At 75.5% G+C, this 22,515-nt stretch carries 38 protein-coding genes, 1 tRNA gene and 1 other RNA gene; 33 read left to right on the top strand and 7 right to left on the bottom strand.

Going from position 1 to position 22,515, the window contains the following annotated elements:
• Positions 1-114: 114 nt before the first annotated feature.
• The 4 genes from SK069_RS06010 to dnaX all read right to left on the bottom strand — a co-directional run bounded on the left by SK069_RS06010 (position 115) and on the right by dnaX (position 4,822).
• Complete coding sequence (locus SK069_RS06010; RefSeq protein WP_319953291.1) at positions 115-1,440, bottom strand: serine hydrolase domain-containing protein; 1,326 nt, start codon at positions 1,438-1,440, stop codon at positions 115-117.
• 56 nt (positions 1,441-1,496) lie between these two features.
• The gene (gene recR / locus SK069_RS06005) at positions 1,497-2,132 is read right to left on the bottom strand and encodes a recombination mediator RecR (RefSeq protein ID WP_319953290.1); all 636 of its coding nucleotides are present in this window, start codon (positions 2,130-2,132) and stop codon (positions 1,497-1,499) included.
• Between the two features lie 66 nt (positions 2,133-2,198).
• A complete protein-coding gene (locus SK069_RS06000) occupies positions 2,199-2,537 on the bottom strand; it encodes a YbaB/EbfC family nucleoid-associated protein (RefSeq protein ID WP_319953289.1) in 339 nt (112 codons plus the stop codon).
• Positions 2,538-2,539: 2 nt separating this feature from the next.
• Positions 2,540-4,822: a DNA polymerase III subunit gamma/tau gene (gene dnaX / locus SK069_RS05995; protein WP_319953288.1), complete on the bottom strand. Its 2,283-nt coding sequence runs from the start codon at positions 4,820-4,822 to the stop codon at positions 2,540-2,542.
• 352 nt (positions 4,823-5,174) lie between these two features.
• On the opposite strand from dnaX, the gene SK069_RS05990 reads away from it, so the two are divergent.
• On the top strand, positions 5,175-6,170 hold the full coding sequence (locus SK069_RS05990; RefSeq protein WP_319953287.1) for a type IV toxin-antitoxin system AbiEi family antitoxin domain-containing protein: 996 nt from the start codon (positions 5,175-5,177) through the stop codon (positions 6,168-6,170).
• A gap of 144 nt (positions 6,171-6,314) precedes the next feature.
• Here the strand turns inward: SK069_RS05990 and SK069_RS05985 are convergent, their stop codons facing one another.
• Entirely contained in the window at positions 6,315-7,250 is a 936-nt protein-coding gene (locus SK069_RS05985; protein WP_319953286.1) for a YceH family protein, read from the bottom strand.
• A gap of 58 nt (positions 7,251-7,308) precedes the next feature.
• On the opposite strand from SK069_RS05985, the gene SK069_RS05980 reads away from it, so the two are divergent.
• Positions 7,309-9,045 carry a hypothetical protein gene (locus SK069_RS05980; protein WP_319953285.1) on the top strand — a complete coding sequence of 579 codons (1,737 nt, stop codon included), beginning with the start codon at positions 7,309-7,311 and terminating at the stop codon, positions 9,043-9,045.
• 282 nt (positions 9,046-9,327) lie between these two features.
• Here SK069_RS05980 and ffs read toward each other — a convergent pair.
• Together ffs and SK069_RS05970 are read right to left on the bottom strand one after the other, a co-directional pair.
• Positions 9,328-9,424, bottom strand: an RNA gene (gene ffs, locus SK069_RS05975) — signal recognition particle sRNA small type.
• 96 nt (positions 9,425-9,520) lie between these two features.
• Positions 9,521-9,772 (bottom strand): hypothetical protein, encoded by a 252-nt coding sequence (locus SK069_RS05970; protein ID WP_319953284.1) that lies wholly within the window; start codon positions 9,770-9,772, stop codon positions 9,521-9,523.
• 66 nt (positions 9,773-9,838) lie between these two features.
• Here SK069_RS05970 and SK069_RS05965 point away from each other — a divergent pair.
• From SK069_RS05965 to SK069_RS05815, 31 genes are all read left to right on the top strand, one after another.
• Positions 9,839-9,912 (top strand) — tRNA-Val (locus SK069_RS05965).
• Positions 9,913-9,972: 60 nt separating this feature from the next.
• Entirely contained in the window at positions 9,973-10,557 is a 585-nt protein-coding gene (locus tag SK069_RS05960; protein ID WP_319953283.1) for a hypothetical protein, read from the top strand.
• Positions 10,554-10,808: a hypothetical protein gene (locus SK069_RS05955; protein WP_319953282.1), complete on the top strand. Its 255-nt coding sequence runs from the start codon at positions 10,554-10,556 to the stop codon at positions 10,806-10,808. The genes SK069_RS05960 and SK069_RS05955 overlap by 4 nt, the downstream gene beginning before the upstream one ends.
• Positions 10,805-11,176 (top strand): hypothetical protein, encoded by a 372-nt coding sequence (locus SK069_RS05950; RefSeq protein WP_319953281.1) that lies wholly within the window; start codon positions 10,805-10,807, stop codon positions 11,174-11,176. The genes SK069_RS05955 and SK069_RS05950 overlap by 4 nt, the downstream gene beginning before the upstream one ends.
• Positions 11,163-11,360, top strand: a complete 198-nt coding sequence (locus SK069_RS05945) for a hypothetical protein (RefSeq protein ID WP_319953280.1) — start codon at positions 11,163-11,165, stop codon at positions 11,358-11,360. Before SK069_RS05950 ends, SK069_RS05945 begins: the two co-directional genes overlap by 14 nt.
• Positions 11,350-11,697 carry a hypothetical protein gene (locus tag SK069_RS05940; protein WP_319953279.1) on the top strand — a complete coding sequence of 116 codons (348 nt, stop codon included), beginning with the start codon at positions 11,350-11,352 and terminating at the stop codon, positions 11,695-11,697. The genes SK069_RS05945 and SK069_RS05940 overlap by 11 nt, the downstream gene beginning before the upstream one ends.
• The gene (locus SK069_RS05935; protein WP_319953278.1) at positions 11,694-12,032 is read left to right on the top strand and encodes a hypothetical protein; all 339 of its coding nucleotides are present in this window, start codon (positions 11,694-11,696) and stop codon (positions 12,030-12,032) included. The genes SK069_RS05940 and SK069_RS05935 overlap by 4 nt, the downstream gene beginning before the upstream one ends.
• The gene (locus tag SK069_RS05930; RefSeq protein ID WP_319953277.1) at positions 12,029-12,274 is read left to right on the top strand and encodes a hypothetical protein; all 246 of its coding nucleotides are present in this window, start codon (positions 12,029-12,031) and stop codon (positions 12,272-12,274) included. The genes SK069_RS05935 and SK069_RS05930 overlap by 4 nt, the downstream gene beginning before the upstream one ends.
• On the top strand, positions 12,271-12,513 hold the full coding sequence (locus SK069_RS05925; RefSeq protein ID WP_319953276.1) for a hypothetical protein: 243 nt from the start codon (positions 12,271-12,273) through the stop codon (positions 12,511-12,513). The genes SK069_RS05930 and SK069_RS05925 overlap by 4 nt, the downstream gene beginning before the upstream one ends.
• A complete protein-coding gene (locus SK069_RS05920; protein ID WP_319953275.1) occupies positions 12,510-12,833 on the top strand; it encodes a hypothetical protein in 324 nt (107 codons plus the stop codon). The genes SK069_RS05925 and SK069_RS05920 overlap by 4 nt, the downstream gene beginning before the upstream one ends.
• On the top strand, positions 12,826-13,005 hold the full coding sequence (locus SK069_RS05915; protein ID WP_319953274.1) for a hypothetical protein: 180 nt from the start codon (positions 12,826-12,828) through the stop codon (positions 13,003-13,005). Before SK069_RS05920 ends, SK069_RS05915 begins: the two co-directional genes overlap by 8 nt.
• Positions 12,992-13,666 carry a hypothetical protein gene (locus SK069_RS05910; RefSeq protein WP_319953273.1) on the top strand — a complete coding sequence of 225 codons (675 nt, stop codon included), beginning with the start codon at positions 12,992-12,994 and terminating at the stop codon, positions 13,664-13,666. Before SK069_RS05915 ends, SK069_RS05910 begins: the two co-directional genes overlap by 14 nt.
• Positions 13,663-13,881 (top strand): hypothetical protein, encoded by a 219-nt coding sequence (locus SK069_RS05905; RefSeq protein ID WP_319953272.1) that lies wholly within the window; start codon positions 13,663-13,665, stop codon positions 13,879-13,881. The genes SK069_RS05910 and SK069_RS05905 overlap by 4 nt, the downstream gene beginning before the upstream one ends.
• Positions 13,878-14,255, top strand: coding sequence for a VRR-NUC domain-containing protein (locus SK069_RS05900; protein ID WP_319953271.1), 378 nt, complete (start codon positions 13,878-13,880; stop codon positions 14,253-14,255). Before SK069_RS05905 ends, SK069_RS05900 begins: the two co-directional genes overlap by 4 nt.
• Entirely contained in the window at positions 14,252-14,527 is a 276-nt protein-coding gene (locus tag SK069_RS05895; RefSeq protein ID WP_319953270.1) for a hypothetical protein, read from the top strand. Before SK069_RS05900 ends, SK069_RS05895 begins: the two co-directional genes overlap by 4 nt.
• On the top strand, positions 14,524-15,663 hold the full coding sequence (locus tag SK069_RS05890; protein ID WP_319953269.1) for a helix-turn-helix domain-containing protein: 1,140 nt from the start codon (positions 14,524-14,526) through the stop codon (positions 15,661-15,663). Before SK069_RS05895 ends, SK069_RS05890 begins: the two co-directional genes overlap by 4 nt.
• Positions 15,660-15,998 (top strand): hypothetical protein, encoded by a 339-nt coding sequence (locus tag SK069_RS05885; protein WP_319953268.1) that lies wholly within the window; start codon positions 15,660-15,662, stop codon positions 15,996-15,998. The genes SK069_RS05890 and SK069_RS05885 overlap by 4 nt, the downstream gene beginning before the upstream one ends.
• Positions 15,995-16,375, top strand: a complete 381-nt coding sequence (locus SK069_RS05880) for a hypothetical protein (RefSeq protein WP_319953267.1) — start codon at positions 15,995-15,997, stop codon at positions 16,373-16,375. The genes SK069_RS05885 and SK069_RS05880 overlap by 4 nt, the downstream gene beginning before the upstream one ends.
• Positions 16,372-16,746 (top strand): RING finger protein, encoded by a 375-nt coding sequence (locus SK069_RS05875; RefSeq protein WP_319953266.1) that lies wholly within the window; start codon positions 16,372-16,374, stop codon positions 16,744-16,746. The genes SK069_RS05880 and SK069_RS05875 overlap by 4 nt, the downstream gene beginning before the upstream one ends.
• A complete protein-coding gene (locus SK069_RS05870) occupies positions 16,739-17,065 on the top strand; it encodes a hypothetical protein (protein WP_319953265.1) in 327 nt (108 codons plus the stop codon). Before SK069_RS05875 ends, SK069_RS05870 begins: the two co-directional genes overlap by 8 nt.
• Complete coding sequence (locus SK069_RS05865; RefSeq protein ID WP_319953264.1) at positions 17,062-17,292, top strand: hypothetical protein; 231 nt, start codon at positions 17,062-17,064, stop codon at positions 17,290-17,292. The genes SK069_RS05870 and SK069_RS05865 overlap by 4 nt, the downstream gene beginning before the upstream one ends.
• The gene (locus SK069_RS05860) at positions 17,292-17,504 is read left to right on the top strand and encodes a hypothetical protein (RefSeq protein WP_319953263.1); all 213 of its coding nucleotides are present in this window, start codon (positions 17,292-17,294) and stop codon (positions 17,502-17,504) included. The genes SK069_RS05865 and SK069_RS05860 overlap by 1 nt, the downstream gene beginning before the upstream one ends.
• Entirely contained in the window at positions 17,504-17,815 is a 312-nt protein-coding gene (locus SK069_RS05855) for an HNH endonuclease (RefSeq protein ID WP_319953262.1), read from the top strand. Before SK069_RS05860 ends, SK069_RS05855 begins: the two co-directional genes overlap by 1 nt.
• Complete coding sequence (locus SK069_RS05850; RefSeq protein WP_319953261.1) at positions 17,812-18,228, top strand: hypothetical protein; 417 nt, start codon at positions 17,812-17,814, stop codon at positions 18,226-18,228. The genes SK069_RS05855 and SK069_RS05850 overlap by 4 nt, the downstream gene beginning before the upstream one ends.
• A complete protein-coding gene (locus SK069_RS05845; protein ID WP_319953260.1) occupies positions 18,218-18,616 on the top strand; it encodes a hypothetical protein in 399 nt (132 codons plus the stop codon). The genes SK069_RS05850 and SK069_RS05845 overlap by 11 nt, the downstream gene beginning before the upstream one ends.
• Positions 18,606-18,941, top strand: a complete 336-nt coding sequence (locus SK069_RS05840; protein ID WP_319953259.1) for a hypothetical protein — start codon at positions 18,606-18,608, stop codon at positions 18,939-18,941. Before SK069_RS05845 ends, SK069_RS05840 begins: the two co-directional genes overlap by 11 nt.
• On the top strand, positions 18,928-19,497 hold the full coding sequence (locus SK069_RS05835; RefSeq protein WP_319953258.1) for a hypothetical protein: 570 nt from the start codon (positions 18,928-18,930) through the stop codon (positions 19,495-19,497). Before SK069_RS05840 ends, SK069_RS05835 begins: the two co-directional genes overlap by 14 nt.
• A complete protein-coding gene (locus SK069_RS05830; RefSeq protein ID WP_319953257.1) occupies positions 19,494-19,958 on the top strand; it encodes a hypothetical protein in 465 nt (154 codons plus the stop codon). Before SK069_RS05835 ends, SK069_RS05830 begins: the two co-directional genes overlap by 4 nt.
• Complete coding sequence (locus tag SK069_RS05825; protein ID WP_319953256.1) at positions 19,948-20,547, top strand: ParB/RepB/Spo0J family partition protein; 600 nt, start codon at positions 19,948-19,950, stop codon at positions 20,545-20,547. The genes SK069_RS05830 and SK069_RS05825 overlap by 11 nt, the downstream gene beginning before the upstream one ends.
• A 4-nt stretch (positions 20,548-20,551) precedes the next feature.
• The gene (locus SK069_RS05820) at positions 20,552-20,971 is read left to right on the top strand and encodes a hypothetical protein (RefSeq protein ID WP_319953255.1); all 420 of its coding nucleotides are present in this window, start codon (positions 20,552-20,554) and stop codon (positions 20,969-20,971) included.
• A 3-nt stretch (positions 20,972-20,974) separates the two neighbouring features.
• Positions 20,975-22,510, top strand: a complete 1,536-nt coding sequence (locus SK069_RS05815) for a terminase large subunit domain-containing protein (RefSeq protein WP_319953254.1) — start codon at positions 20,975-20,977, stop codon at positions 22,508-22,510.
• Positions 22,511-22,515: the final 5 nt, after the last annotated feature.

The following is a 22,515-nucleotide window of genomic DNA, read 5'->3' as shown; positions in this document are numbered from 1 at the left end:
CTCACGGTCGACGCGCGCGGCCGACCGCGGCGACGCGCGCGCGGCGTTCCGCGCCCCGCCCCCTCCGGAGGAGGCGGGACGGCACGCGATCGGCGACGCCGCGCGCGTCCCCGGTCAGGCCGCGTAGAGCGCCGGCTGCTCGACCTTCGGGGCGGCCTGGGCGATCCGCACCGTCAGCGTGCGCAGGTCCGGCAGGTGCGGCGCGAGCGCGGGCTTGCCGCTCGTCACGAGCCCGACGGCGAGCTCGCGCCGCGGATCGGCCCAGCCGAGGACGTTCGTGAACCCGAGGTGCCCGAACGCCATCTCGGTGTCGGGCCCGTAGAGGCTCAGCTGCTTGGCGCCGAGCATGTAGCCCGACGCGTGCCGCAGCGGCGCCACGAGCGACAGGTCGACCTCGTGGTGGGAGCGCTCGATGATCGCCCGCCGGATCGTCCGGGGCTCGAGGATCCGCACGCCGTCGAGCTCGCCGCCGGCGCGCAGCAGGTCGAAGAACCGCGAGAGCTCGTTCGCGGTCGAGACGACGTTGCCCGCCGGCACGATCGCGCGGAGGAACCGCGGGTCGTTCGAGATCTCGGTCACGGCGTCGAGCGGCAGCCCGAGCGCGCGGTCCAGGACGGTGGAGAGCGGCGGCAGCGGCGGCGGGCCGGTCGGCGAGGCGAGCCCGACGGCGTCGAGGTCCTGCGGCGCGACGCCGTAGTTCGTCCAGCGGAACCCGAGCGGGTCGAGGAGCTCCTCCTGCAGGACCTGGCGGAGGTCCTTGCCCGTGACCCGGTGGACGATCTCGCCGAGGACGAAGCCGCCGGAGACCGCGTGGTAGGCGAGGCGAGACCCCGGCCGCGTGCGGACCATCGCGTCGGCGATCTCGCCGAGGAGGAACGCGCGGTCGCCGATCCGCTCGAGATCGATCGCCTCCTTGCGGATGTTCGGGATGCCCGCCCGGTGCGACAGGACGTGGTCGATCGTGATCCGGTGCTTGCCCCGTCCGGCGAACTCCGGCACGTACTCCGCGACGCGGTCGCCGATGTGCAGGACGCCGCGCTCGTCGAGCAGGTGCACGACCGTCGCCGTGATCGCCTTCGACGCGCTGAAGATGCAGTAGGGGACGTCGGGCGTCGCCGGCATCCGGTCCGCCTCGGGCACGTCGGACCCGGGACCGCCGCCCCGCGCCCAGCCGATCGAGCGATCCAGGACGACCCGGCCCTCGCGCCGCACGCAGAGCCCGATGGCGGGATGGACGCCGTGGCGGTAGAGGCGCTCGACGGCGTCCCAGATCCGCTCGACGCCCTCCGTCGTCATCCCCGCGGACGCGGGGTCCTCCTCGTGCGCGGACCGGTGCACGAGCGGCGCCAGGTCGCGCGGGACGCGGATCCGCCGCAGCGGATCGGGGCCGATCGGCGACCGCGGCAGGCGGAGCGGGAGCAGCGGCGGCGTCGGCAGCACGCGCGCAGCCTACGCCGTGGTAGGTCGGCGCGCGAGCGGGTCGGGTGCGGCGCGCGTCAGATCGTGCGTCGGCCGGCGAAGGCCCGGCCGAGGGTGACCTCGTCGGCGTGCTCGAGATCCGCTCCGACGGGCAGGCCCGACGCCAACCGGGTGACGGTGACGTCGGGGCTGCGCCGGCGCAGCTCGGCGGAGATGTGCAGCGCCGTCGCCTCGCCCGCGGTCGTCGGGTTCGTCGCGACGACGACCTCGCGCACCGGCGGGGTCGCGTCGACGGGCGGCGGCTGGTCCGGGTCGCCGGCGGCGACGCGGCGGTAGAGCTCCTCGAGCCGCAGGTCGCGGGGGCCGACGCCGTCGACCGGCGAGAGCGCGCCTCCGAGCACGTGGTAGCGGCCGCGGTACTCGTGGGTGCGCTCGATCGGCAGGACGTCGGCGGGTCCCTCGACGACGCAGAGCAGGCCGGGATCGCGGCGCGCGTCGCGGCAGACCTCGCACAGCTCGCCCTCCGCGAGGTTGAAGCAGATCGAGCACTCGCCGATCCGCTCCTTCACCTCCACGAGCGCGTGGGCGAGCGCCCGTGCCTCCTCCTCCGACCGCGTGAGGACGTGGTACGTCAGGCGCTGCGCCGTCCGCGGCCCGATGCCGGGCAGGCGGGCGAAGGCCGCGGAGAGGCGCTCGATCGGAGCCGGTTGCACGCAGGGCAGGGTCGCAGACCGCCCGGCGGGGCCGGTCCTCGCGGGACGGCGTCCCGCGCGGACTGCCTACATCCCGGGGAGACCGCCGAGGCCGAGCGCCCCGAGGTCCATGCCACCGGTGACGCCGCCGAGGCGCTTCTCCGCCAGCTCCTGCGCCTGCCGGATGGCCTCGTTGAAGCCGGCCGTCAGGGTGTCCTGCAGCATGTCGGCGTCCTCCGGGTCGATCGCGTCGGGATCGATCGTCACCGCGCGCACCTCGAGGCCGCCGGTGATCTTGATCGTCACCATGCCGCCGCCGGCGGTGACGTCGATCTCCTCGTCCTTCAGCCGCTCCTGCGCGGCAGCCATCTCCTGCTGCATGCGCTGGACCTGCTTCATCATCTGCTGCATGTTCGGCTGACGCACGATCAGGCTCCGTCTCCGTTGGGGGTGGCGGCCGCACCGCCGGGCTCGCCGATCTCCTCGGCGTCGAACTGCTGGACGACCCGCCGCAGGACCTCATCCTCCGGCAGCGGCTCCTCGACGGCCACGGCGACCTCGGCGCGCTCCTCGGCGCGCACCTGCACGGCGATGCCGTGGAGCTCGCGGATCGCGTCCGCGATCCCGCTCCGCACGTCGTCGCGGTTGAGGAGGTTCGCCGCGCTCGTGGCGCCCTGCGGCACGCCGAGCACGAGCTGGCCGTCGCCGAGGCTCACCGTCGAGGCCTTCGCGAGCGCGAACGCCGCGGGCCGCGAGAGGCTCTCGCCGATCTGCGGCAGCAGCTCGTCGATGTCGGACGGCGCGATCGCCGTCGCCACGGCCCCGGCGTGCCCGCCGTGCGTGGCGGCCGGCGCCTGGACGGCCGGGCCGGCGTGACCCTGGACCGCGGCGTGGGTCGCCGGCGGCGGCTGGTGCGCGGGTCCGCCGCCGGGGGTCGTCACCGGTCCGCCGGCCGACGACGCGCCCCAGTCAGCGGAGGGGGCGGCCGACGGCGACGGCGTGCCGCCATCGGGGGACGGCGCGGACGCGGGGGACGCCGGCTGCGACGACGCCCCGTGGCCGCTGGACGGCCCGGCGGTCGGCGACGCGCCCTGCGGCGGGGTGCCCCAGTCGTCCGGCGTCCCGCTCCCGGCGGACGTCGCGCCGCCGCGCGGAGGCGCGCTCGCGGCCTGGGGCGGTCCCTGGGGCGGTCGCCCCGAGGCGTCGGACGACCCCGTCGACGGGGCTCCTCGCTCTCCGCCGACGGCGGCACCCGCGGCCGCGGGCCGCGCGTCCCAGTCGCCCGCCGGGGCAGGACGCGGCGTGGGCGGCGCCGGGTTCGGCGGCGGGGGCCCCGGGATCGGTTCGGGACCGGGCGTGGGCGGCGCCGGGTCGGGCGACGGCGGACCGGGGATCGGCTCGGGACCCGGTGTCGGCGGCGCCGGATCGGGCGAGGGCGGACCCGGGATCGGTCCCGGACCGGGCGTGGGCGGTGCCGGGACGCCGCCCGCGGGCGGGGCCGGCGCGGCGGCGGGCGGCGCGGGCAGCGACCCCGAGGCAGACTGCTCCAGCCGCGCGATCCGGGCGGCCAGCGCCTTCGTCTGCGGGTCGATCTGCGGCAGCGCCGCCCGCACGAGCAGCAGCTCGAGCTGGGTGCGCGGGTCGGCGCCGTCGCGCACCGCCGCGAGCGCCGCTGCGACGAGGTCGAGGATCCGGATGACGGTCGCCCCCGGCAGCCGCTGCGCCTGCTCGATCGTCCGGCGGTCGCGGTCGTCGGTGATCCGCAGCTCCGCGGGCAGGTCGCCGGTCATGCGCACGAGCAGCAGCGCGCGGGCGTGGCTCTCGAGGTCGCGGGTGACCTGCGTCAGGTCGCGGCCCTGTGCGGCGAGCTCGGCCGCGACCTGGATCGCGAGCGCCCCGTCGCCGGCGGCGATCGCGTCGACGGCGCGGAAGAGGAGCTCCGCGTCGGCGACGCCGAGGACCGAGAGGACGTCCTGGTTCGTGATCTGCTCGCCGGCGTACGTGACGAGCTGCTCGAGCGTGCCGAGCGCGTCGCGGAACGAGCCGGTCGCGTGCCGGGCGACGAGCGCGGTCGCCTCGGGGTCGATCGCGATGCCCTCCTGGACCGCCACGCGATCCAGGACCCGCTGCAGCTGGTCGGGCGTCGGCCGGTGGAAGTCGAACCGGTGGCACCGGTCGACGACCGTCGGCAGGACCTTGTTCGCCTCGGTCGTGGCGAGGACGAAGATCGTGCGCGGCGGCGGCTCCTCGAGCGTCTTGAGGAACGCGTTCCAGGCCGCCGACGAGAGCATGTGCGCCTCGTCGAGGATGTAGACCTTGCTGCGCCCGCCGACCGGGGCGAACGCGACGGCGTCGCGCAGCTCGCGGATGTCGTCGACCGAGTTGTTCGAGGCCGCGTCCATCTCGACGACGTCGATCGACGTCGCGTCGGCGATCGAGCGGCAGGCCTCGCACTTCCCGCACGGATGCGTCGTGGGCCCCACGACCCGCTCGGCCGGCGGCAGGTCCGGGTCGCCCTGGCAGTTCAGGCAGGCGGCGAGGATCTTCGCCATCGACGTCTTGCCGGTCCCGCGGCTGCCGACGAAGAGGTAGGCGTGGTGCACCTTGCCCTGGTCGATGGCGTTGCGCAGGGTGCGCACCACGTGCTCCTGGCCGACGACGTCGTCGAAGCTCCGGGGGCGGTGGCGGCGGTAGAGCGAGGGTCCGGACACGCCCCACCGAGTCTAGGGCCTGCCCCGGTGGTGGCGCGGGAGCCCCACGCCCACCGCCCGCGGCCCGTTCCGACGCGCACGCGCGGTGCCCCGGGCGTCGCCTCGTCCCCGGCCCGCCGGGCGCGACGCCCGGCGCATGGCCCGCCGACCTCGAGCGTCACGTGCATCGACGCGCTCCACCAGGCGCCGTGGGACGCATCGCGCCGGCGGGGCGTGCGGTGGGCGACGTGCGCGGCCCGTTGCGACGTCCGCGACGTGCGACGCCGCACCGACGTGCGGCGCACGCGACGTCGGTCGGGCGTTGCCGCAAGCGACGCGCGGCGCAGCGCGGTGCCGAGAGCGTCTCGGTGGCGTGGCGATCCTGCGCCGATCGCGCCGCCCGGGCGTGCCGGCGGCGACCCTGCCCGGGATGGCGCACGACGAGCCCGACCCGCTGCGCGCCCCGCCCGCGCTGCGCGGCGACCACGGACTGGCGTGGCTGGCGGCCCGCCAGGCGGGCGTGGCGTCGACCGCCCAGGCCGCGGCGTGCGGGCTCGGGCGCGGAGCGGTGACGCGCCGCGTCGCGCGCGGGTCGTTGCATCGCGTCGACCGGGGGGTGGTCGCCGTCGGGCACGCCGGACTGGGGTACGAGGGCCGCGCGATGGCCGCCGTCCTGGCCCGGGCCCCGGGCGCCGCGATCGGCCTGCGCAGCGCGTGGCGGATGCTCGGCATCGTCCCGCCGGGGATCGTCGTCCCGGACGTCATCGACGTGGTGGTCGCCGGGCGCAACCCCGGCCGGGGCGGCGGGACCGTCCGCCTGCACCGCACCGCTCGATGGCTTCCCGGCGACGTGCGCCGGATCGGACCGGTGCCGGTCACCAGCCCCGCGCGGACGGTGCTCGACGCCGCCCTCGTCGAGCCGGACGACGTCCTGGAGCGTCTCGTCGCCCAAGCGCTGCGCCGGCGCCTGACCACCGTCGAGCAGCTCCGCGCGCGGGCGCTCGCCGAGCCGGGACGGCGCGGAACGGGGCGCCTGCTCGGCGTGCTGGCCGACGGCCCGGCGTTCGATCGCTCGGTGGCGGAGCGGCTGACGCTCGAGCTCGTCCGCCGCGCCCGGCTCGCCGAGCCCCGGCTGAACCAGCGGATCGGACCGTGGGAGGTCGACCTGCTGTGGCGGCGTGAGCGGGTGGTGGGCGAGTTCGACAGCTACCGCTTCCACCAGGATCGCCACGCGTTCCGGAAGGACCGCCGCAAGCTCGCCGCCCTCCAGCTGGAGGGCTACCGCGTCGTGACCGTGATCTGGGAGGACCTCCACGACCACCGAGAGGCGCTGGCGGCGCTCCTCGCCCGCTTCGTCGCGCCGCGATAGTCGGTCCGTGCCTGACGCGTCGCCTCCCCCGACGGAGGGGGCATGAGCCGCACGCCGCACGAGGGAGGTGCGCCGAGCGACGCGCCCGGGGCACGGCAAGGCAGGCGACGCCCGGCGCACGGGCGTCGGCGGCGTCGCGGCCGGTCAGCCGCCGAGCTCGTCCTGCAGGCGCGCGAACGCCGCGCGCAGGCGCGAGACCTCGGACTCCAGCGAGGCGACGCGCCCGCGCAGCGCCTGCAGCTCGCTCTCGAGCACGGCGTTCCCGGCTGCGCCCGACGAGCCGCCCCCGACGCTGCTCGGCGCGTGCGCGGAGGACGAGCGGATCGGCGAAGGCGACGCCGTACCGCCTCCAGCTCCGCCGCCGGCCACGACTCCGGTGCCGGCCGTGGCGCCGGTGCCGGCCTCGGCTCCGGTGCCGGGCGACGAGCGCGCACCGGCCGTCGGCTCCCGCTCCCGGTCGTCCGGCGCCACCGGACCCGCCTCCGCTCCCCCGGTCCGTGCGGAGCCGGTCGTCGCGCCGGTCGCGGCGGTCCCCGTCGACGCGGCGGTCCCCGGCCCGGCCGCGCCCCCGAGCAGCGAGGCGCCCCCGGCGTCCTCCTCCCCGCCGAGCAGCTGGCGGTAGCGGACCTCCTTCTGGCCCGGGCGGCGCTCGAGCCGCTCGGCGAACCCGCGGTCGATGAGCGCCGCGAGCGTCGCCTCGATCTCGTCGACGCCGCCGAAGCGGTGCAGTCGCTCGGTCCGGGTCCGCAGTTCGCCGGGGGTCTGGGGTCCGCGGAGCAGGAGCACGGTGAGGACCGCCTGGGCCGCTGGGTCGAGGCCGAGCGTGTCGGCGAGCAGGTGGCGGTACTTCGGGGCCCGGCTGCCGGGCCCCGACGCGCTCCGCGTCCAGCGCCGGCGCCCGAGCTCCTCGAGCGCATGGCGGATGACCCGCTCGTCGTAGTCGACGACCGGATCGCGGTTCGTCGACTGGTTGCAGGCGCTGCGCAGCGCGTTGAGCGTCAGCGGATAGGTGTCCGGCGTCGTCCGCTGCTTCTCCATCAGGGCACCGAGAACGCGGATCTGGACGGCATCGGGTCGCACGCGCCGCAGCGTACCCGCGGCAGTGGGCGACGGCGCCCTCCGGTACCGTCGCCCGCCGATGGCACGCGCCCGGTCGATCGGCCTGCACCTCGTGGCCGCCGCAGGGCTGGGCGTCGCGATCTGGCTGCTGCTCGGGCGCACGGCGTTCGTGAACTACGACAGCGCCTGGTCGCTGAACTGGATGCGCGAGCTGCTCGCCGAGAGCCGGCGGCCGGACCTCGAGCGGCTCTTCTCCCCCACCCCGCACCCGCTGAGCGACGCGTTCTCCGGGCTGCTCGTGCCGCTGAGCGACGCCGGGAGCGGCGCGGTCGGCCGGGGCGCCGAGACGGCGCTCGTCGTCTCCGCCCTCTTCTGGCTCGGCGCGCTCGGGGTCGTGACGTTCCGCCTCGGCGCCGCGTGGTTCGGCACCGCGGCCGGCGTCGTGGCGGCGGTCCTCGTGCTCACCCGCGAGCCGGTCCTCTCCTACGGGCTGCGCACGTACCTCGACCTGCCCTACGCGGTCTTCCTGCTCCTCGCGCTGCTGGCCGAGACACGCCGTCCTCGCAACGGGGTCGCGACGCTCGCCTGGATCACGCTCGCGGGGCTGCTGCGCCCGGAGGCCTGGCTCCTCGCCGGCGCCTACGTCACGTACCTCCTCGTCCACGAGGTCCGGACGGCGTCGCCGCCGAGCGCGGAGCCCGGAGGCCGCGACGAGCGCCACGAGGACGGGCGCTACGCGGCGAAGCCCGCCGCCGATCCGGTGCGCGACGCGCTGCTGGCCCCAACGCCCCGCGAGCGCGTCGCGGGGTGGCTCGCACGGCTGGATCGCCGCCGGACCGCGCTGCTGCTCGCGCTCGCCGCGGTCGCGCCGCTCGGCTGGCTCGTCGAGGGCCTCGTGCTCGCCGGCGACCCGCTGCAGGCGCTGACGGGCACGCAGCAGAACGCCGCCGACCTCGACCGCGTGACCGGGCTCGGGTCGGCCGTGACGGTCATGCCGCGACGCCTCGGCGAGATCGTCCGGGAGCCCGTCCTGCTCGCCGCCGCCGGCGGCGCGCTGCTGTCACTCGCGTTCCTGCGCCGCCGCGCGCTGCTCGGCGCGGCCGCCGGCGTCGCCGCGGCGGTCGCGTTCTTCGTCCTCGCCGCCGCGGGGCTGCCGCTGCTGACGCGCTACCTCGTCTTCCCGGGGACGATCCTCATCCTCTTCGCCGCGGCGGGGCTGCTCGGCTGGCGGCGGCTCGAGGCCGACCACCCCTGGCGCCGGCGGTGGCAGGCGTTCGCGACGGTCTGCGTCGTCGCGTTCGTCGCCTTCACGCCGAGCCAGGTCGATCGCGTCGACCGGCTGCAGGACGCGCTCGCGTTGCAGCAGCGGGTGATCGGCGACCTGCGGACGGTGACCGGCGAGGTCCTGCGCCCGGTGCTGGCGCTCGACCGCTGCGCCCCGACGTCCGGGCCCGACGTCGGGACGTCGACGCGGGCCGGCGCCGGGCTGCCCGTCGACGTCGCCCTGCCGAACCATCGCGCGGTCCCGCAGGTGCTGCTGTGGCTCGGCGATCCCGTGCGGACCCCGACGAGCGACGACGACGGGCGCCCGAGCGTCGCCTCGCGCGTCGACGGCCGGGCGGCGACGGTGACGCTCCTGCCGGCCGACGAGCGCGTCGCGCGCGGGTTCATCCTCGACCGCGCCGACCGCGGACGCGGGCTGCCCGCTCCGCCCGCCGGGGCGCGCCTCGCCGGCGTCCTCGGATCCTGGCGCGTGTACGGGCGGGAGCCGCGGTGCACGGCGCTGCTGCGCGAGCGCCTGGCAGCGCTGCGCTGACGCGTCGACCGGCGCGCCGCGAGCCGCGTGGAGCGAGCGTCGACCGCGGAGCGCCCATCCGGACGGCAGGCGCCACAGAGGGGGTCCGGCGTGGAACCCCCGCCGACCGGGCGGACGCCGCAGGGGGAGCCCCGGCGTGGACCGCCAGCCGGCCGGGACGACGCCGCAACGGGGCCGGGCGCGGAACGCCAGCCGTCCCGGGGGCCGCAGGAGCGCCGCACCAGCGCGCAGCGGGACCGCGCAAGAGGGTGCACCCGCGGAGTCAACCCGCCGCCGACGACTCCGGCGCAGACGTCCGGGCGCCCACCGACGATCGCTTAAGGCTGCTTCCTTCCGGACCTGACCTGGTTCACGGGCCGGCGTCGCCCGGGGCCCACGCCATCGACGCCGTCGACGGCGGGTTCACCCCGCGGATGCCGGCCGATCGTACCCGAGGGCCCGCGACCACCGCCGCGCGCCCGTCCCGGGAGACGGGTCAGTGCGGGGTGTCGTCGGTGGACATCATGTGGAAGATGGCCCGCACGACGTAGAGGATGCCCGGCGCGATCGAGATCAGCGCGATCGCGATGAGGATCGGCGAGTCCACGATGACCGCGACCGTGAACAGGACGATGACGACGAGCGCCGCCCCGATGATCTGCATCAGGAACTTGTTGGCGGTCGGGGCGCCCTCGGGATCGAGGTCGACCGGGGCGTCGTAGTCCTGCTGAGAGGGAGTGGCGCTCATGACCCCACCATCTTGGACCATCGAGCCGTCGCCGAGCGTCGCGCCCGGCTACCATGCTCGTCCCGAGGACGTATAGCTCAGTTGGTTAGAGCGCTCGCTTCACACGCGAGAGGTCACTGGTTCGAGTCCAGTTACGTCCACTGCACGCGGAGCCCCCGCAAGCCCCGGCACCCGATGCCGCCGGGGATTCCGGCCCGCCCTTGCCGAGCGACGGCACCGCTGCTACAGCGGAGCCCGCTCCAGCACCGACCGCCGGCGCTGCGCCCATCCCGCGCCCATCGGGCGCGCACGCTGCGCCCATCGTCGAGCTCGCGTTCGACCGCCGCGCCGAGGACGCCGCCCGGGCGCTCGCGGACCGCGTCGGCGGCGCGCCCTTCGAGGCGCTCAGCGACAACGAGCAGGAGGCGTTCCTCGGCGACGCGCGCGCAGCCCTCGAGGCCGCCGGCGTCCGGCAGCTCCTGGACCGCGCGGGCGGCTACCGCTTCCCCCAGCCGTTCACGGTGCCGTACAGCCGGGACGAGCTGTTCTACGTCGCCTACTACGGCACGCGGCCCGGCGGCCGCGAGTTCCTCGGCGGCGCCCACCTGCGCGCCGCAGGCGTCGTCGACGCCAGCGTCGCCGCGCTGCTGCTCGGCATCGAGCCCGACGAGCGCGACCTCATCCGGTCCGTCACCCGCGTCGCCCCGGAGCTCGCCGCCTTCCTCGAGGACGAGCACCTCGAGGTCTTCCTCGAGCCCGACCAGCTCCACTGGCTCGTCGAGCGCGCCGCAGGGGTTCGTCGATGAGCCGCCACCCCGCACGGGAACTGACGCACCAGGCGAGCACGGCGGACGCGTGCCTGTCCCGCGCCGTGAACCTGGTGAAGAAGGCCGAGGGTCAGCGCGACCGTGCGCACCTCGCGCTCGCGCTGATTGAGCGGGAGCTCGCCGCGGGCCGCGTCGTCAACGCCCGGCAGATCGCCCGGCGCGAGCTCGCTCGGCAGGCCCCCGCTCGTGGGACCTACCCGAACACCTCGACGCCCCGGGAGGGCGCATGAGCACCGACGCCTACAAGACCGCGTACCTGCTGCTCCGATGCGAGCCGTGGACGGACCCCAACCTGGCCGGGCTCTCGTCCGACGCGATGGTGATCGCCGCCGCGACGGGGCGCCAGCCGACCTGGACGCCGTCCGACATGGCGGACCTCTCCCGCTGCTACGTCACGCGGATGCTCGCCCCACAGGAGTGGTGGCCGGCGATGGACAGCATCCTCCCGGAGTTCGAGCGGGTCGTCGCGGAGCGGTACCCGGAAGCGCCGGCTCAGGCGCGCGAGCGTGCCCATCAGGTCGTCGCTGGCCTGCGAGAGCGGATCGAGTCGTTCGCCGCCGCGCTGCGGCAGGAGGAGGGACGCCGTGCCGACGCCTGAGCTGTGCGCCTGCGGCCACTACGACCGCGAGCACACCTACAACGCCGACTACGACCTGACCTCGTGCTCGGGCAACACCTGGGCCTACCCGGACGACGCCGAGGGCGACGGCGACGGGGTCGAGGTCCGCTGCCAGTGCTCCGGCTTCGCCCCGCGGCAGGAGGAGAAGGCCGATGGGCGCTGACGACACGGACCGGGCCTACGCCCTCGCGGCGGACGTCCCGCTGTCCCAGGCGCGCCGGACGATGCGCAGCCACTCCGAGCACGACCAGGTCTTCGCTGCCAGCGAGCGGCCGTTCGCCGTGACGATCTGTGCGCACCGCGACGCGCCGACGATGGCGTTCGACGTCGAGTTCGACCGCGGTCCGGTTCGCCAGACGAACGGCAACCTCCGGTTCCACCGCAACGTGACGATCGCCGAGATGGTCGAGCACATCGAGCGGTGCCAGGCCGCGCTCAACGAGGCGCGCTACATGCACGGCGACGACCCCGCACGTGGGGCGAAGGACGGTGGGTCGTGAGGGCCTCGACCGTCACCTGCCACCGCGGCGCGCTGACCGCGGCGCAGCGCCGGCTCCTTGCGCTCGCCGACGAGCGGCTGCTGGCCGTCGTCTGGGCGTCCGCCGAGCACGACGACCCGATCCGCGGCCCGAAGCCGTGGTACGCGCTCACCGGATCGGTGCTGCCGAGGTCGCTCCACACGCTCTGGCTCGCGGGGCTCATCGCCATCGACCGGCGAGCAACGGTGCTTCTCGCCGAGGCTGGCCTGCGGGTCGCCCGCGCGCGCCTGACCCCGGACGGCGGGCGCGCGATGAACGACCCCGCCCATGGATCGAACCAGGGGGCGACGACGTGACGACCGTGACCCGGGACCTGTTGATCCGGGCCGCCAGCCTCGGCCTGACGGTCACCGAAACCACCCCGCCGATGGTCACCGGCAGCGTCAGCGCCGCCGGCCCGATCGTGCTCGACCGGCCGGTGCCGCTGACGCGCCGCCAGGACATCGCGGTGGCGATCGAGGCGTGCGTCTCGGTACTTCGCCGGCCGAGCGAGCCCGCGGTCGAGGAGCCGATGACCCTGTTCGGAGCCGCAGCATGAACACCGACGAGCAGCGGCTCCTCGCCGCCGTTGAGGCCGGCCGGATCGAGGTCGTCTGGACCCGTGACCCCGACGGCCGGGGCGGCTACTTCTGGGCGATCCCCGGCGCGAGCGTCCGGCGGCAGCGGGCGCTCAGCAGCTTGTGGCTCCGGGGTGCCGTGGAGCTCGGGAGGTCGTACTCGTCGGTCCGCAAGCCGATCGTGCTTGCCACCGCGTCCGGGCGGGAGGCCCAGCGATGAGCGGTCGCTACAGCCTCGACTACGTCCGCGAGAAGTACGGCGTCCCGGTGAAGCGCGGCCAGCGCGTCCGCGTGAGCAAGGGCCGCGGCGCAGAGGGCGTCGTCACGTCGGGCGACGCCCAGTACGTCCGCGTGCGCCTCGACGGCGAGAAGCGCTCGGGCCGGTACCACCCGCTCGATCTCGACTACGGCGACGGCGTCGCACCGCAGGACCGCCTGGACGCGCACAACGCCGCGATCGACGCGTGGAACGCGCGCCTCCGGGCCGCTGGTTCCGGGCGCTCCCAGGACACCACCGAGCCGGAGGCCGACCGTGGCTGATCCGTCCCGCCGCGGCGCGCCCGAGCGCGAGCGCGGCCCTGCCGACCTCGACCGCGCGCCCGACCGCGCGAAGCCCGGGCCGCCGCCGGCGCCCGCGCCGCGCCGTCCGGGCGCCGCCCCGACGACCGGGGACACGAAGGAGACGAAGGAGGGCCACGGTGCCCATCGCTGACGTGCCGCGGCCGCGCGGCGTCGACCGCCTGCCGGTCGACCATCGCGGCTACCCCGTCCCGTGGTTCGCCGCGTGGCTCGACGAGGACGACAACGAGGTGCCGCCCGGCCAGGGCAAGCCCGAGTTCCGCGTCGTCGGGTCCGACCGCCTGTACCGGGCGCTCACGCTCGCGCGCTGCTGGATCTGCGGCCTCCCGACCGCCCGCGACGTCGCGTTCGTCGCCGGCCCGATGTGCGCGATCAACCGCACCAGCGCCGAGCCGCCGTCGCACGTCGAATGCGCCGACTACGCGGCCCGCGTCTGCCCGTTCCTCACGCACCCGAAGGCGACACGCCGCGAGGCGAACATGCCCGCCGGCGAGGATCCGCCCGGGATCATGCTGCGCCGCAACCCGGGCGTCGCGCTCGTCTGGATCACGCGCCGCAACGCGTGGCGCCTGCGACGCACCGGCGACGGCGGCGTCCTCTGCGACATCGGCGAGCCGACCGAGACCCGGTGGTACCACGCCGGCCAGCCCGCGACGCGCGCCCAGGTCGACGCGTCGATCGAGGAGGGCCTGCCCGAGCTCGAGAAGCACGTCCGCGGCACCAACGAGCGGCTCGAGCTCGCGCGGCTCATCCACCGCGCCTCGCGCCACCTCCCGAAGGACTCCGCCGCGTGAGCCAGCGCACCCTCACGGTCACGCTCGAGGGCGTCTCGGCCGAGTGCCTCGCGTGCCGCTGGACGGCGACGTCGCGCAACGCGCAGGCGATCGCCGCGAAGCACCACGACGCGACCAGCCACGCCGTCCGGGTCACGAAGCACGAGACGCTCGTCTACGGCGACGCGTCGGCGCCGGCGGCCGGCCAGACCTCCCTGATCGGCGGCGAGGCGTGAGCACGCGCATCCGCAACGCGAAGGGCGAGCTGCTCGAGGAGGGCTGGCAGCGCCAGGTGATCCAGCTCGCCCGCCTCGGCGGCTGGCGGTTCTTCCACGCGCCGTCGAACCGGCCCGGGCGCCGCACCGGCCGCCCGCAGGCGATGGACCCCGAGTGCGTCGGCTTCCCCGACCTGATGCTCGTCCGCGGCAGCGAGACGCTGTTCCGCGAGCTCAAGACCGACAAGGGGCGCCTCGGGCCCGGCCAGCAGGACTGGCTCGACGTCCTCGCCGCAGCGGGTCACGACGCCGCCGTCTGGCGGCCGCGCGATCTAGACGTCGTGCGCGAACGGCTTCTCCGCCCGCGCCCCCGTCGTCCCCGGAGCGAGCCGTGAGCGCTCGCCCCGCCGCCCAGACCGCCGTGCTCCTCGCGCTGCTCGACCTCGAGCGCGCCGCGGAGCACGTCGGCAACCCGAACGTCCACACCGTCGCCGCCGTCCTCGAGCGCGCCCGCCGTCGCCCCGGCGGCGCGCTCGCGGGCTACAGCGACGTCAACCGACTCAGGAAGGAGGGGCTCGTGATCGAGCCTCGTCTCCGCCGGCTCCCGATGCCGGGCCACCTGCAGCTCTCCGAGCGCGGCCGCGTCGAGCTCAGAGGTGGCCGGTGAGCGTCCAGGCGATCTCCTACGTCCTCGACCACAGCGAGGCCCGCGGCAGCGACCGCCTCGTGCTCATCGCGCTCGCGAACCACGCCGGCGCCGAGCACGCCGAGTGCTGGCCGTCGGTGCCGCTGATCGCGTCCGAGGCGCGCGTCAGCGAGCGCACCGCGCAGTACGCGCTCCGAGCGCTCGAGAAGCACGGTCGCATCGAGCGCAAGGGCACCGGGCCGCAGGGCCAGACGCGCTGGCGGGTCGTGCTGGACGCCGCCGCCGACACCGCGCCGCCCGCGGACGACGAGCCCGCCGCCGGTGCAGACCCTGCACCCCAGGAGGAGCCCGCAGACGGTGCAGAAGCTGCACCCGGTGCAGATTCTGCGGGGGCGCAAGATGCGACCGAAGGGGTGCAAACCACTGCACCTGGGGGTGCAGACGTCTGCACCCGAACCGTCAAGAACCGTCAGGAGAACCGTCAGACCGCCGCCACGGACGCGAGCGCGACCGCGCCGGCGCGCGACGCCGACGAGCGCCCGAAGCTCACCGAGCCGCAGCCCGACGATCCCGACGACCTCGAGCAGCTCGTCACCGCCGCCGCCTCGTCGCTCGCGACGCTCTGGCTCAGCGCCGAGATCGAGAACTGGATCGGCGAGATCCGCCACCAGGTCCGCCTGCACCTCGACGCCGCCCGGGCGACCGACTGGACCGCCGTCCCCACGTTCCTCACCGAGCAGCGCGAGAAGGGACGCCTGAAGGCCCGCAAGCCGCCCGCCGCCGTCCGGTACGTCCTACGCCAGGACCAGCCCATCCAGCAGCGGCCCGCGACGCCCGCCCCCACGAACGGCGCCCGCCGCCGCCACGCGGCACCCGCGACCCGCGTCGTCCTCCCGCACCCGACCGAGCCCGCCAGCGCCGCCTGGGCGCAGCTTCGCGACGTGCTCCCGGACATGGCCCCCGAGTGGGAGATCCTCGTCGACCTCACCTCGCCCGTCGACGTCCAGGGCACGACCCTCCAGGTCACCGCCGAGCCCGTCAACGCCCCCTGGATCCGCGACCGGCTCGTGTCGATGCTCGACCGCGCCGCCCGGAAGCACGACCTCGGCACCGTCGCCTGGGTCGACCCGCCGCTCGCCGCGAGGAGCGCCGCATGACCCCCGCCGACCAGCGCACCGCCGCGCTCGCCATCGCGAACGAGCGCCGCGCCCGCGCCGCCGCCGTCCGTCGCCGCGTCCACGACCGCGAGCTCTCCGTAACCGACGTTCTCGAGCACGACGACCTCCTCGACCAGGCCCGCACCCTCCGCGTCGCCACCCTGCTGCGCGCCGCCCCGTACGTCGGCCCGGACCGCGCCCAGCGGATCCTGCGCCGCGCCCGCGTGGACGGCGACCTCCGCCTCGGCGACCTCGAGCACCGCCCCCACGCCCGAGCACGCCTCGCCGACGCCTACGTCGCCCTGCAGCCCCCGAGCAGCCGGAGCGCAGCATGACCGCCGTCGACCCCCGGCTCATCGACGAGCTCGAGCGCCTCGGCCTCCCGCTGCGCGTCGTGCTCGACGTCCACGCCCGCCTCGAGGCCGGCGCAGCCGAGTACGGCGAGGCCAGCTTCGACCGCACCCTCGACGACCTCCTGACCGAGGTCGCCGAGGAGTTCCTCGACGCGATCGGCTGGACCACGATCGCGCTCGCCCGCCTCCGGCCCCTCGCAGCGTCCCCGGACCAGCCTCCGAGCCGCCCCGACGCCGCGGGCCTCGACGCCCTCACCCTGCAAGCCGAACTCGACGAGCTCTGCCGCTCCGCCTCCGGCCTCGCCCGCCGCTGCGAGCGCCTCATCACCCAGGCCGCCGCGATCAAGGACCGCCCGTGAGCCGCGGACAGCGCACCCTCGCCTGCATCGACTGCGGCACCACCTGGGAGTGGCGCGGCCAGGTCCGCCGCGACGTCCGCTGTCCCGCCTGCCGCCTCCTCGCCCAGCGCCGCGCCGAGATCCAGCAGCACCTCGAGCAGCTCGTCACCACCGACCACGGCGCCCGCATCGCCGCCGTCGCCCTCGCCGCCGCCTCCCGCGCCCAGGCCGGCCACCCCGGCCGCCCCGGCTCCGCGACCCTCGCCCACGCCATCCACGCCGTCGCCCGCTCCGGAGCCGTCGACGAAGCCACCCGCCAGGCACGTCTGCTCGACGTCGCCTCCGCCGCCGTCCTCTGGGCGGCCGAGATCGCAGGAGCCCTCGATGGCTGAGACGCAGTCCCTGCAGGCGCTCAACGTCGCCTGGGCCGCCCGAGCCCGCGTCAAGACCGGACGGCAGCGCCTCATCGCCGGAGAGCTCGCGCTCGCCCACATCCTCGCCGACCCGCCCGCCGATGACATCGTCGCGCAGCTCCAACGCGTCGAGCTCGCCCGCGTCCTCGTCTGGCTCCCCCGCGTCGGCGACGCGACCGCCGCCCGCATCCTCGAGGCCGCCCGCGTGCTGCCCACCGCGCGCATCCACGCGCTCACCACCGCCCAGCGCGTCGCGATCGCACGCGCCACAGACGTCTACCGGCCGGAGCGCCCATGACCAACCGCCTGATGATCGAGGCGTACCTCGAGCGCGTCGACCAGGTCGCCGCCACCGTCGGCCTCACGCGCACCCAGATCGCCGAGCAGGCGCCCCTGCCGACCGACCGGCTCATGCGCGTCCTCGACGGCCACGCCTGGCCGTGCCCGCGCGAGCAGCGCGCGATCGCGACCACCCTCGGCGTGCTGCCGCAGCAGCTCATCCCCGACCCCTCCGAGGTCGGCTGATGGAGGCCGTGCTGCATGGAGGGCCGCTCGACGGCCAGTGGTTCCGGACCCTCGATCACCCCGTCCTCCACATCCCCTACATCGTCGAGTCGACGCAGCCGAGGCGTGTCGGCGAGCCGCCCGTCGCGTGGTTCGAGATCGCGACGTACCGGCAGGCCGAGAAGCCGCGACTCGGCCACTCCGTCCGCTTCGTCCACGAGCCGAGCGCCTGATGCTCTGGGCCTGCGCCGACTGCGGCCGCGAGACACGCCACCGGAAGTGGTGCGAGCGCTGCGCCGCCGAGCACAAGCGGCTCGACGCCCGCCCTCGCGCCAGCCGCGACTACCGCGGCACGAAGCGTCACGCCGACCTGCGCCGCCAGGCGTGGGACGACCACGGCGGCGTCTGCGGCCGCTGCGGCCAGCCCATCGACCCCGACGGCCCGTGGGACCTCGGCCACGTCGTCCCGCACGCCGCCGGCGGCCGCCTCGAGCGATCCAACGTCCGACCCGAACACGTCATGTGCAACCGGAGCAACCGATGACCCATCCCGCCAGCGTCCACGTGCTGCAGTTCTTCGAGCACGAGCACCTGCCGCCCCACCTCGCGGCCGTCTCGCGCCCCTTCCACGGCCTCGCGCACGCCCTCGTCGACGAGCACCAGCTCGACGGCCCCGAGCTCACCGTCGCGCTGCGGAAGCTCCTCGAGGCGAAGGACGCCGCCGTCCGCGCCCGGATCCTCCGGTTCGAACGGTGGGCGCACGAGAGCGACGCCGCCGCGGGCCGGGTCACCGACGCCCTGCGCCAGACGGGCGCCGGAGACGGGCCGCGGGGGGGCGAGGGGGGCCTCGGCATCACGGCGACGGCCGATTCCGCAGCTACCCGGGGCCCTGGCGCTGAGAAAAACGCCGCAGAAAATCGCGAGTCCGGCTTCCCGGGGGCCCCCGATGCTGGCTGACCTGCTGCCCTACCTCGTCGGCGGCGCCCTGGCCGCGGCGGGCATCGCGGCCGGCGGCTACCTCGGCGAACGCCACCACCGCCGGCGCCTCGAGCGCGCGGTCGACCGCGTCGGTCCGACGCCCGCGACCGCACCGGGCGACGACGGGTTCGAGGACGACCTCGACGCCGTGTTCGAGACGGCGACCATCGCGACGCCGTTCGCCGACGCCGGCCCCCTCGAGCTGCACCGCTGCGTCGCCTGCGCCCGCGCGGGCTACGCCGCGCCCGAGGTGATCGACGACCAGGGGCGGCACGAGGGCCCCGACGGCTTCCCGTGCGCGGGCCCGATCGAGGTGACGCCGCTCGGCGCAGCTCCGCGGCAGAAGGGAGACAGCGATGCCCGCTGACTGGCGGCAGCACCACGCCGACGAGGCGGAGAAGGCGCTGACCTTCGAGCCGCTGCGGAACGCGATGAAGGAGTTCGCGATGAACATGGGCTTCGCGCTCGACGGCCCGCCGGAGTTCGGGCTCATGAAGGTCGCGAGCATCGCGGCGCAGGCTGCGCGAGCGCACGCCCTCGGCTTCGACCCCGAACTGCTGCGACTGAGCGCAGACGAGGCCGACGAACACCTGCTCGCCATCGCCCGCCTGGCGGCCGAGCGTGGAGTGCCCGTCTGGGTCATCGACCCCGAGCAGCGGCAGAACCAGGGGGCGAACGATGCGGCTGACTGAGGCCCAGCAGCGCACGATCTGGCTCTGGCGCCTGAACTCGCGCGGCACGACGCCCGACGCCTACGCGCTGCACGAGAGCGAGATGATCGACGCGGGGATCACCGAGACCGGCCGGGGCGCGCGGATGATCTCCAACGGCCTGATCCGCCGCGGGCTCGCTGTCGAGCACAGCCACGACGGGGGTCTGCTCCTGCTCCTCACGCCCGCAGGCGTAGACGTCCTGGACCGGCTCGTCGGCTACCGCACTAAGCGGCAGGACGACGTCGTCTGGTGCGCCTGCAAGCCCTTCGGGCCGGTCCACGCCTACGAGCCCGGCGAGTCCTGCTCGCCGAACGACCCGGCGCCGCGCCTGGGCGACGACGTGGAGATCCGGAGCGGTGACTACCACGGGCGGCGCGGCGGCTACGACGGGGTCGAGGACGCCACCGGCGAGCACCGCGTCTACCTCGATAGCGCCGTCGTCGGGGACCCGCCGGTGCTGTGCGATCGAGTCCGGCTCGTCGACCCGGCCGACCGCCGGAGGCGCCCCGCTCGTGGGGCGGAGGGGGGCGCGTGACGACGGCCGCCGCACGGCGCGCGCCGCGGGGCGTGCGGGTCACGCCGGTCGCGTGGCGGCTCGGGGAGCCGGGCCCGGGGCAGCTCGAGGTCGTCGAGCGCGTCCAGGCGGACGGGACGTCGCGGTTCACGGTGCGTCGGCTCGGGTGGGTCTTCGGCCCCGTCTCGCGGGAGTGGGAGCCCGAGCCCATGCCCGCCGACCAGGACGCGTGGTTCCTCGAGCGGAGCCGCTTCAAGGAGTGGACGGACGCGGTCCACGCGGCGATCTCGTCGCGGTGCGCCGAGGCGTGGGCGCGGCGGTCCGACGTCGAGCGGCACGTCGTCGGAGGGCTGCACGAGGGCAACGGGGTGTTCCTCCCGGTCTGCTCGTGCGGCTGGGCCGGCCAGCGAACGGACATCGTCGCGTCCCTCGAAGGGCAGCGGCGCGAGCACCGGCAGGAGGTGCAGCAGCATGGCGGCTGAGAAGCGCGTCCACGGCATCCGGAAGGAGATCGTGCGCCTGGCGGTGCCCGTCACCGAGCTCAGACCGTTCGCGCGCAACGCGCGGCGCGGCCGTGTGCCGGAGATCGTCGCGTCGCTCGAGGCCCATGGCCAGTACCGGCCGGTCGTCGCGCGGAAGAGCACCGGCGAGGTCCTCGCCGGGAACCACACGCTCGCCGCGGTCCTCGAGCTGGGGTGGACGCACGTCGCGGCGACGTGGGTCGACGTCGACGACGACCAGGCCGCCCGGATCGTCCTCGTCGACAACCGGACCAACGACGTCGCCGGCTACGACGACCAGGCGCTCGCGTCGCTGCTCGAGGACCTCGCCGACACCGACCGCGAGCTCGAGGGGACCGGCTTCGACCGCGACGCCCTCGACCGGCTGCTCGACAAGGTCGCCGGCGCGAAGCCGGCGCCCGAGCCCGAGCCGCTGCCGGAGCCGGCGGTCTACGGCGTCGCGGTCGCCGTCGGGACCGAGGAGCAGCGGTCCGAGCTGATCGCCCGTCTCGAGGAGTGGGGCTACGAGCCGCGCCGCGTGAACGGCACGTGGAGCACGCAGGAGAGCTGACCCGGTGCCCGCCGCCTCGAAGTTCGACGACGTCGCGCCGGAGATCCTGCGCAACCTGCAGGCGTGCCTGCCGCCGGACGTGGCGTGCGAGCTCGCGGGCGTCGCGCGGTCGACCTTCTACGACTGGCTGAAGCGCGGCCGCGAGGCGAAGTCGGGGAAGTACCGGCAGTTCGCGCTCGACGTCGAGCAGGCGAAGGCGTCGGCGGAGAGCCGCCTCGTCGCGTCGATCGCGGCGGCCGCGACGAACAGGGAGAAGCCGGACGTGAAGGCGGCCATGTTCCTGCTCGAGCGGATGCACCCCGCGCGGTGGGCGCGCCCGGGCGTCGCCGCCCGCCCCGCTGCCCCGCCGGCGGCGGCGGGCAGCGAGCCCGACGACGACGGGTGGGACCTGGACAACGTCACGCCGCTGCGCGGGGCGGGGTGATCGGTGGCGACCGTTTCGGCCGCGCACCGCCCGGCCGACGGGGGGCCGCTCGAGCCGCTCACCGTCCCGCACTTCGCCGCGTTCTGCTCGCGGCTGACGCTCCCGCCGAAGGCGAAGGCCGAGCGGCGGCGCGGCGAACCGCGAGCGACGCGGCCCGCGCCGCAGCCGCTGCTGATCGAGCCGTTCCAGAAGACGATCGTCACGCCGATGTTCGACGGCGTCGCGGAGACGTTCGTCGTCCTGCCGAAGGGCAACGCGAAGAGCATGCTGAGCGCCGCGCTGGCGCTCTACCACCTGTGCTTCGTCGACGAGGCCGAGGTGTTCGTGCTCGCGGCGTCGATGGGCCAGGCGCGGCGCCTGCTGAACATGGCCGCCGGCATCGTGCGGCGCTCGCCGGTGCTGCGCCGGCACCTCGACCTGAAGCTCGGCTCGTTCGAGATCCGCGCCAAGCGCGACGGCGGCTACCTGAAGGTCCTCTCGTCGGACCCGGACACCGTCGACGGGATCGGGCCGACGCTCTGCATCTGCGACGAGCTGCACCGGTGGCCGACGCTCGAGGCGTACGTCCTGGCGAAGGAGGGCCTCGACAAGCGCGGCGGGCAGATCATCGCGATCTCGACCGCCGGCGAGGACGAGAACAGCGCGTTCGGCCGGATGCGCAAGACCGCGCTCGAGCACCTGCAGGTCCGCGACGGGGCGTTCAAGTACGCGCCGGCGCCGTCGGGCGAGTTCGTGTGGCTCGAGTGGTCCCTCGACCCGGCCGACGACCTCACGGACTTCGAGCTCGTCAAGACCGCGAACCCGCTGAAGCAGATCACCGTCGAGAGCCTGCGGGCCCGCTACGAGTCGCCGGGCACCCGGCTGGCGTGGTGGGCGCGGTTCGTGTGCGGGATCTGGACCCGCGACGACGAGGCCGCGATCTCGGCGATGCTCTGGGCGCCGTGCCAGGTCGACCACTGCCGGATCCCGGACGGCGCGGAGGACGTCGTCATCGGCGTCGACTTCGGGTGGCGGCGCGACACGACCGCGCTCGTCCCTGTCTGGGGGCTGCACGACGACCCGCTCACCGTCCGCGTCGACGAGCGGCTGAAGATCCTGACGCCGCCCGGCGAGGGGAAGTCGCTCTCCACCGACGAGGTGTGGGCCGAGATCCGGACCCTATCGGCGATCTGGCCGAAGGCGACGTTCGTCATCGACCCGAACGCCGAGGGCGAGCACGTCGGCCAGCGGATCGAGAACGAGTTGCGCCACAAGGTCGTGCTCCAGGCGCAGGACCCCTCTCCGATGGCCGACGCCGCGTCGCTCGTGATGGAGCTCGTGCGCGAGCGCCGCATCGACCACCCCGGCCACCTCGAGTACTCCAGCCACGTCCTCGCCGCCTACCTGAAGTCGGTGGGCGCCAGCAAGCAGCGCTTCGTGAAGAAGACCGACACCGCGTCGCCGATCGACGCGCTGATCGCCACCGCCCAGGCCGTCCGCCGGCTGAAGGTCGTCGCCGACGACCCCGGGCCCGTCAGGCCGTTCGTCATCAACCGATAGGAGCC

The organism is Patulibacter brassicae (genome assembly GCF_033949425.1).
GTDB classification, from domain to species: Bacteria; Actinomycetota; Thermoleophilia; order Solirubrobacterales; family Solirubrobacteraceae; genus Patulibacter; species Patulibacter brassicae.
This window is presented reverse-complemented; position numbering and strand designations above follow the sequence as displayed.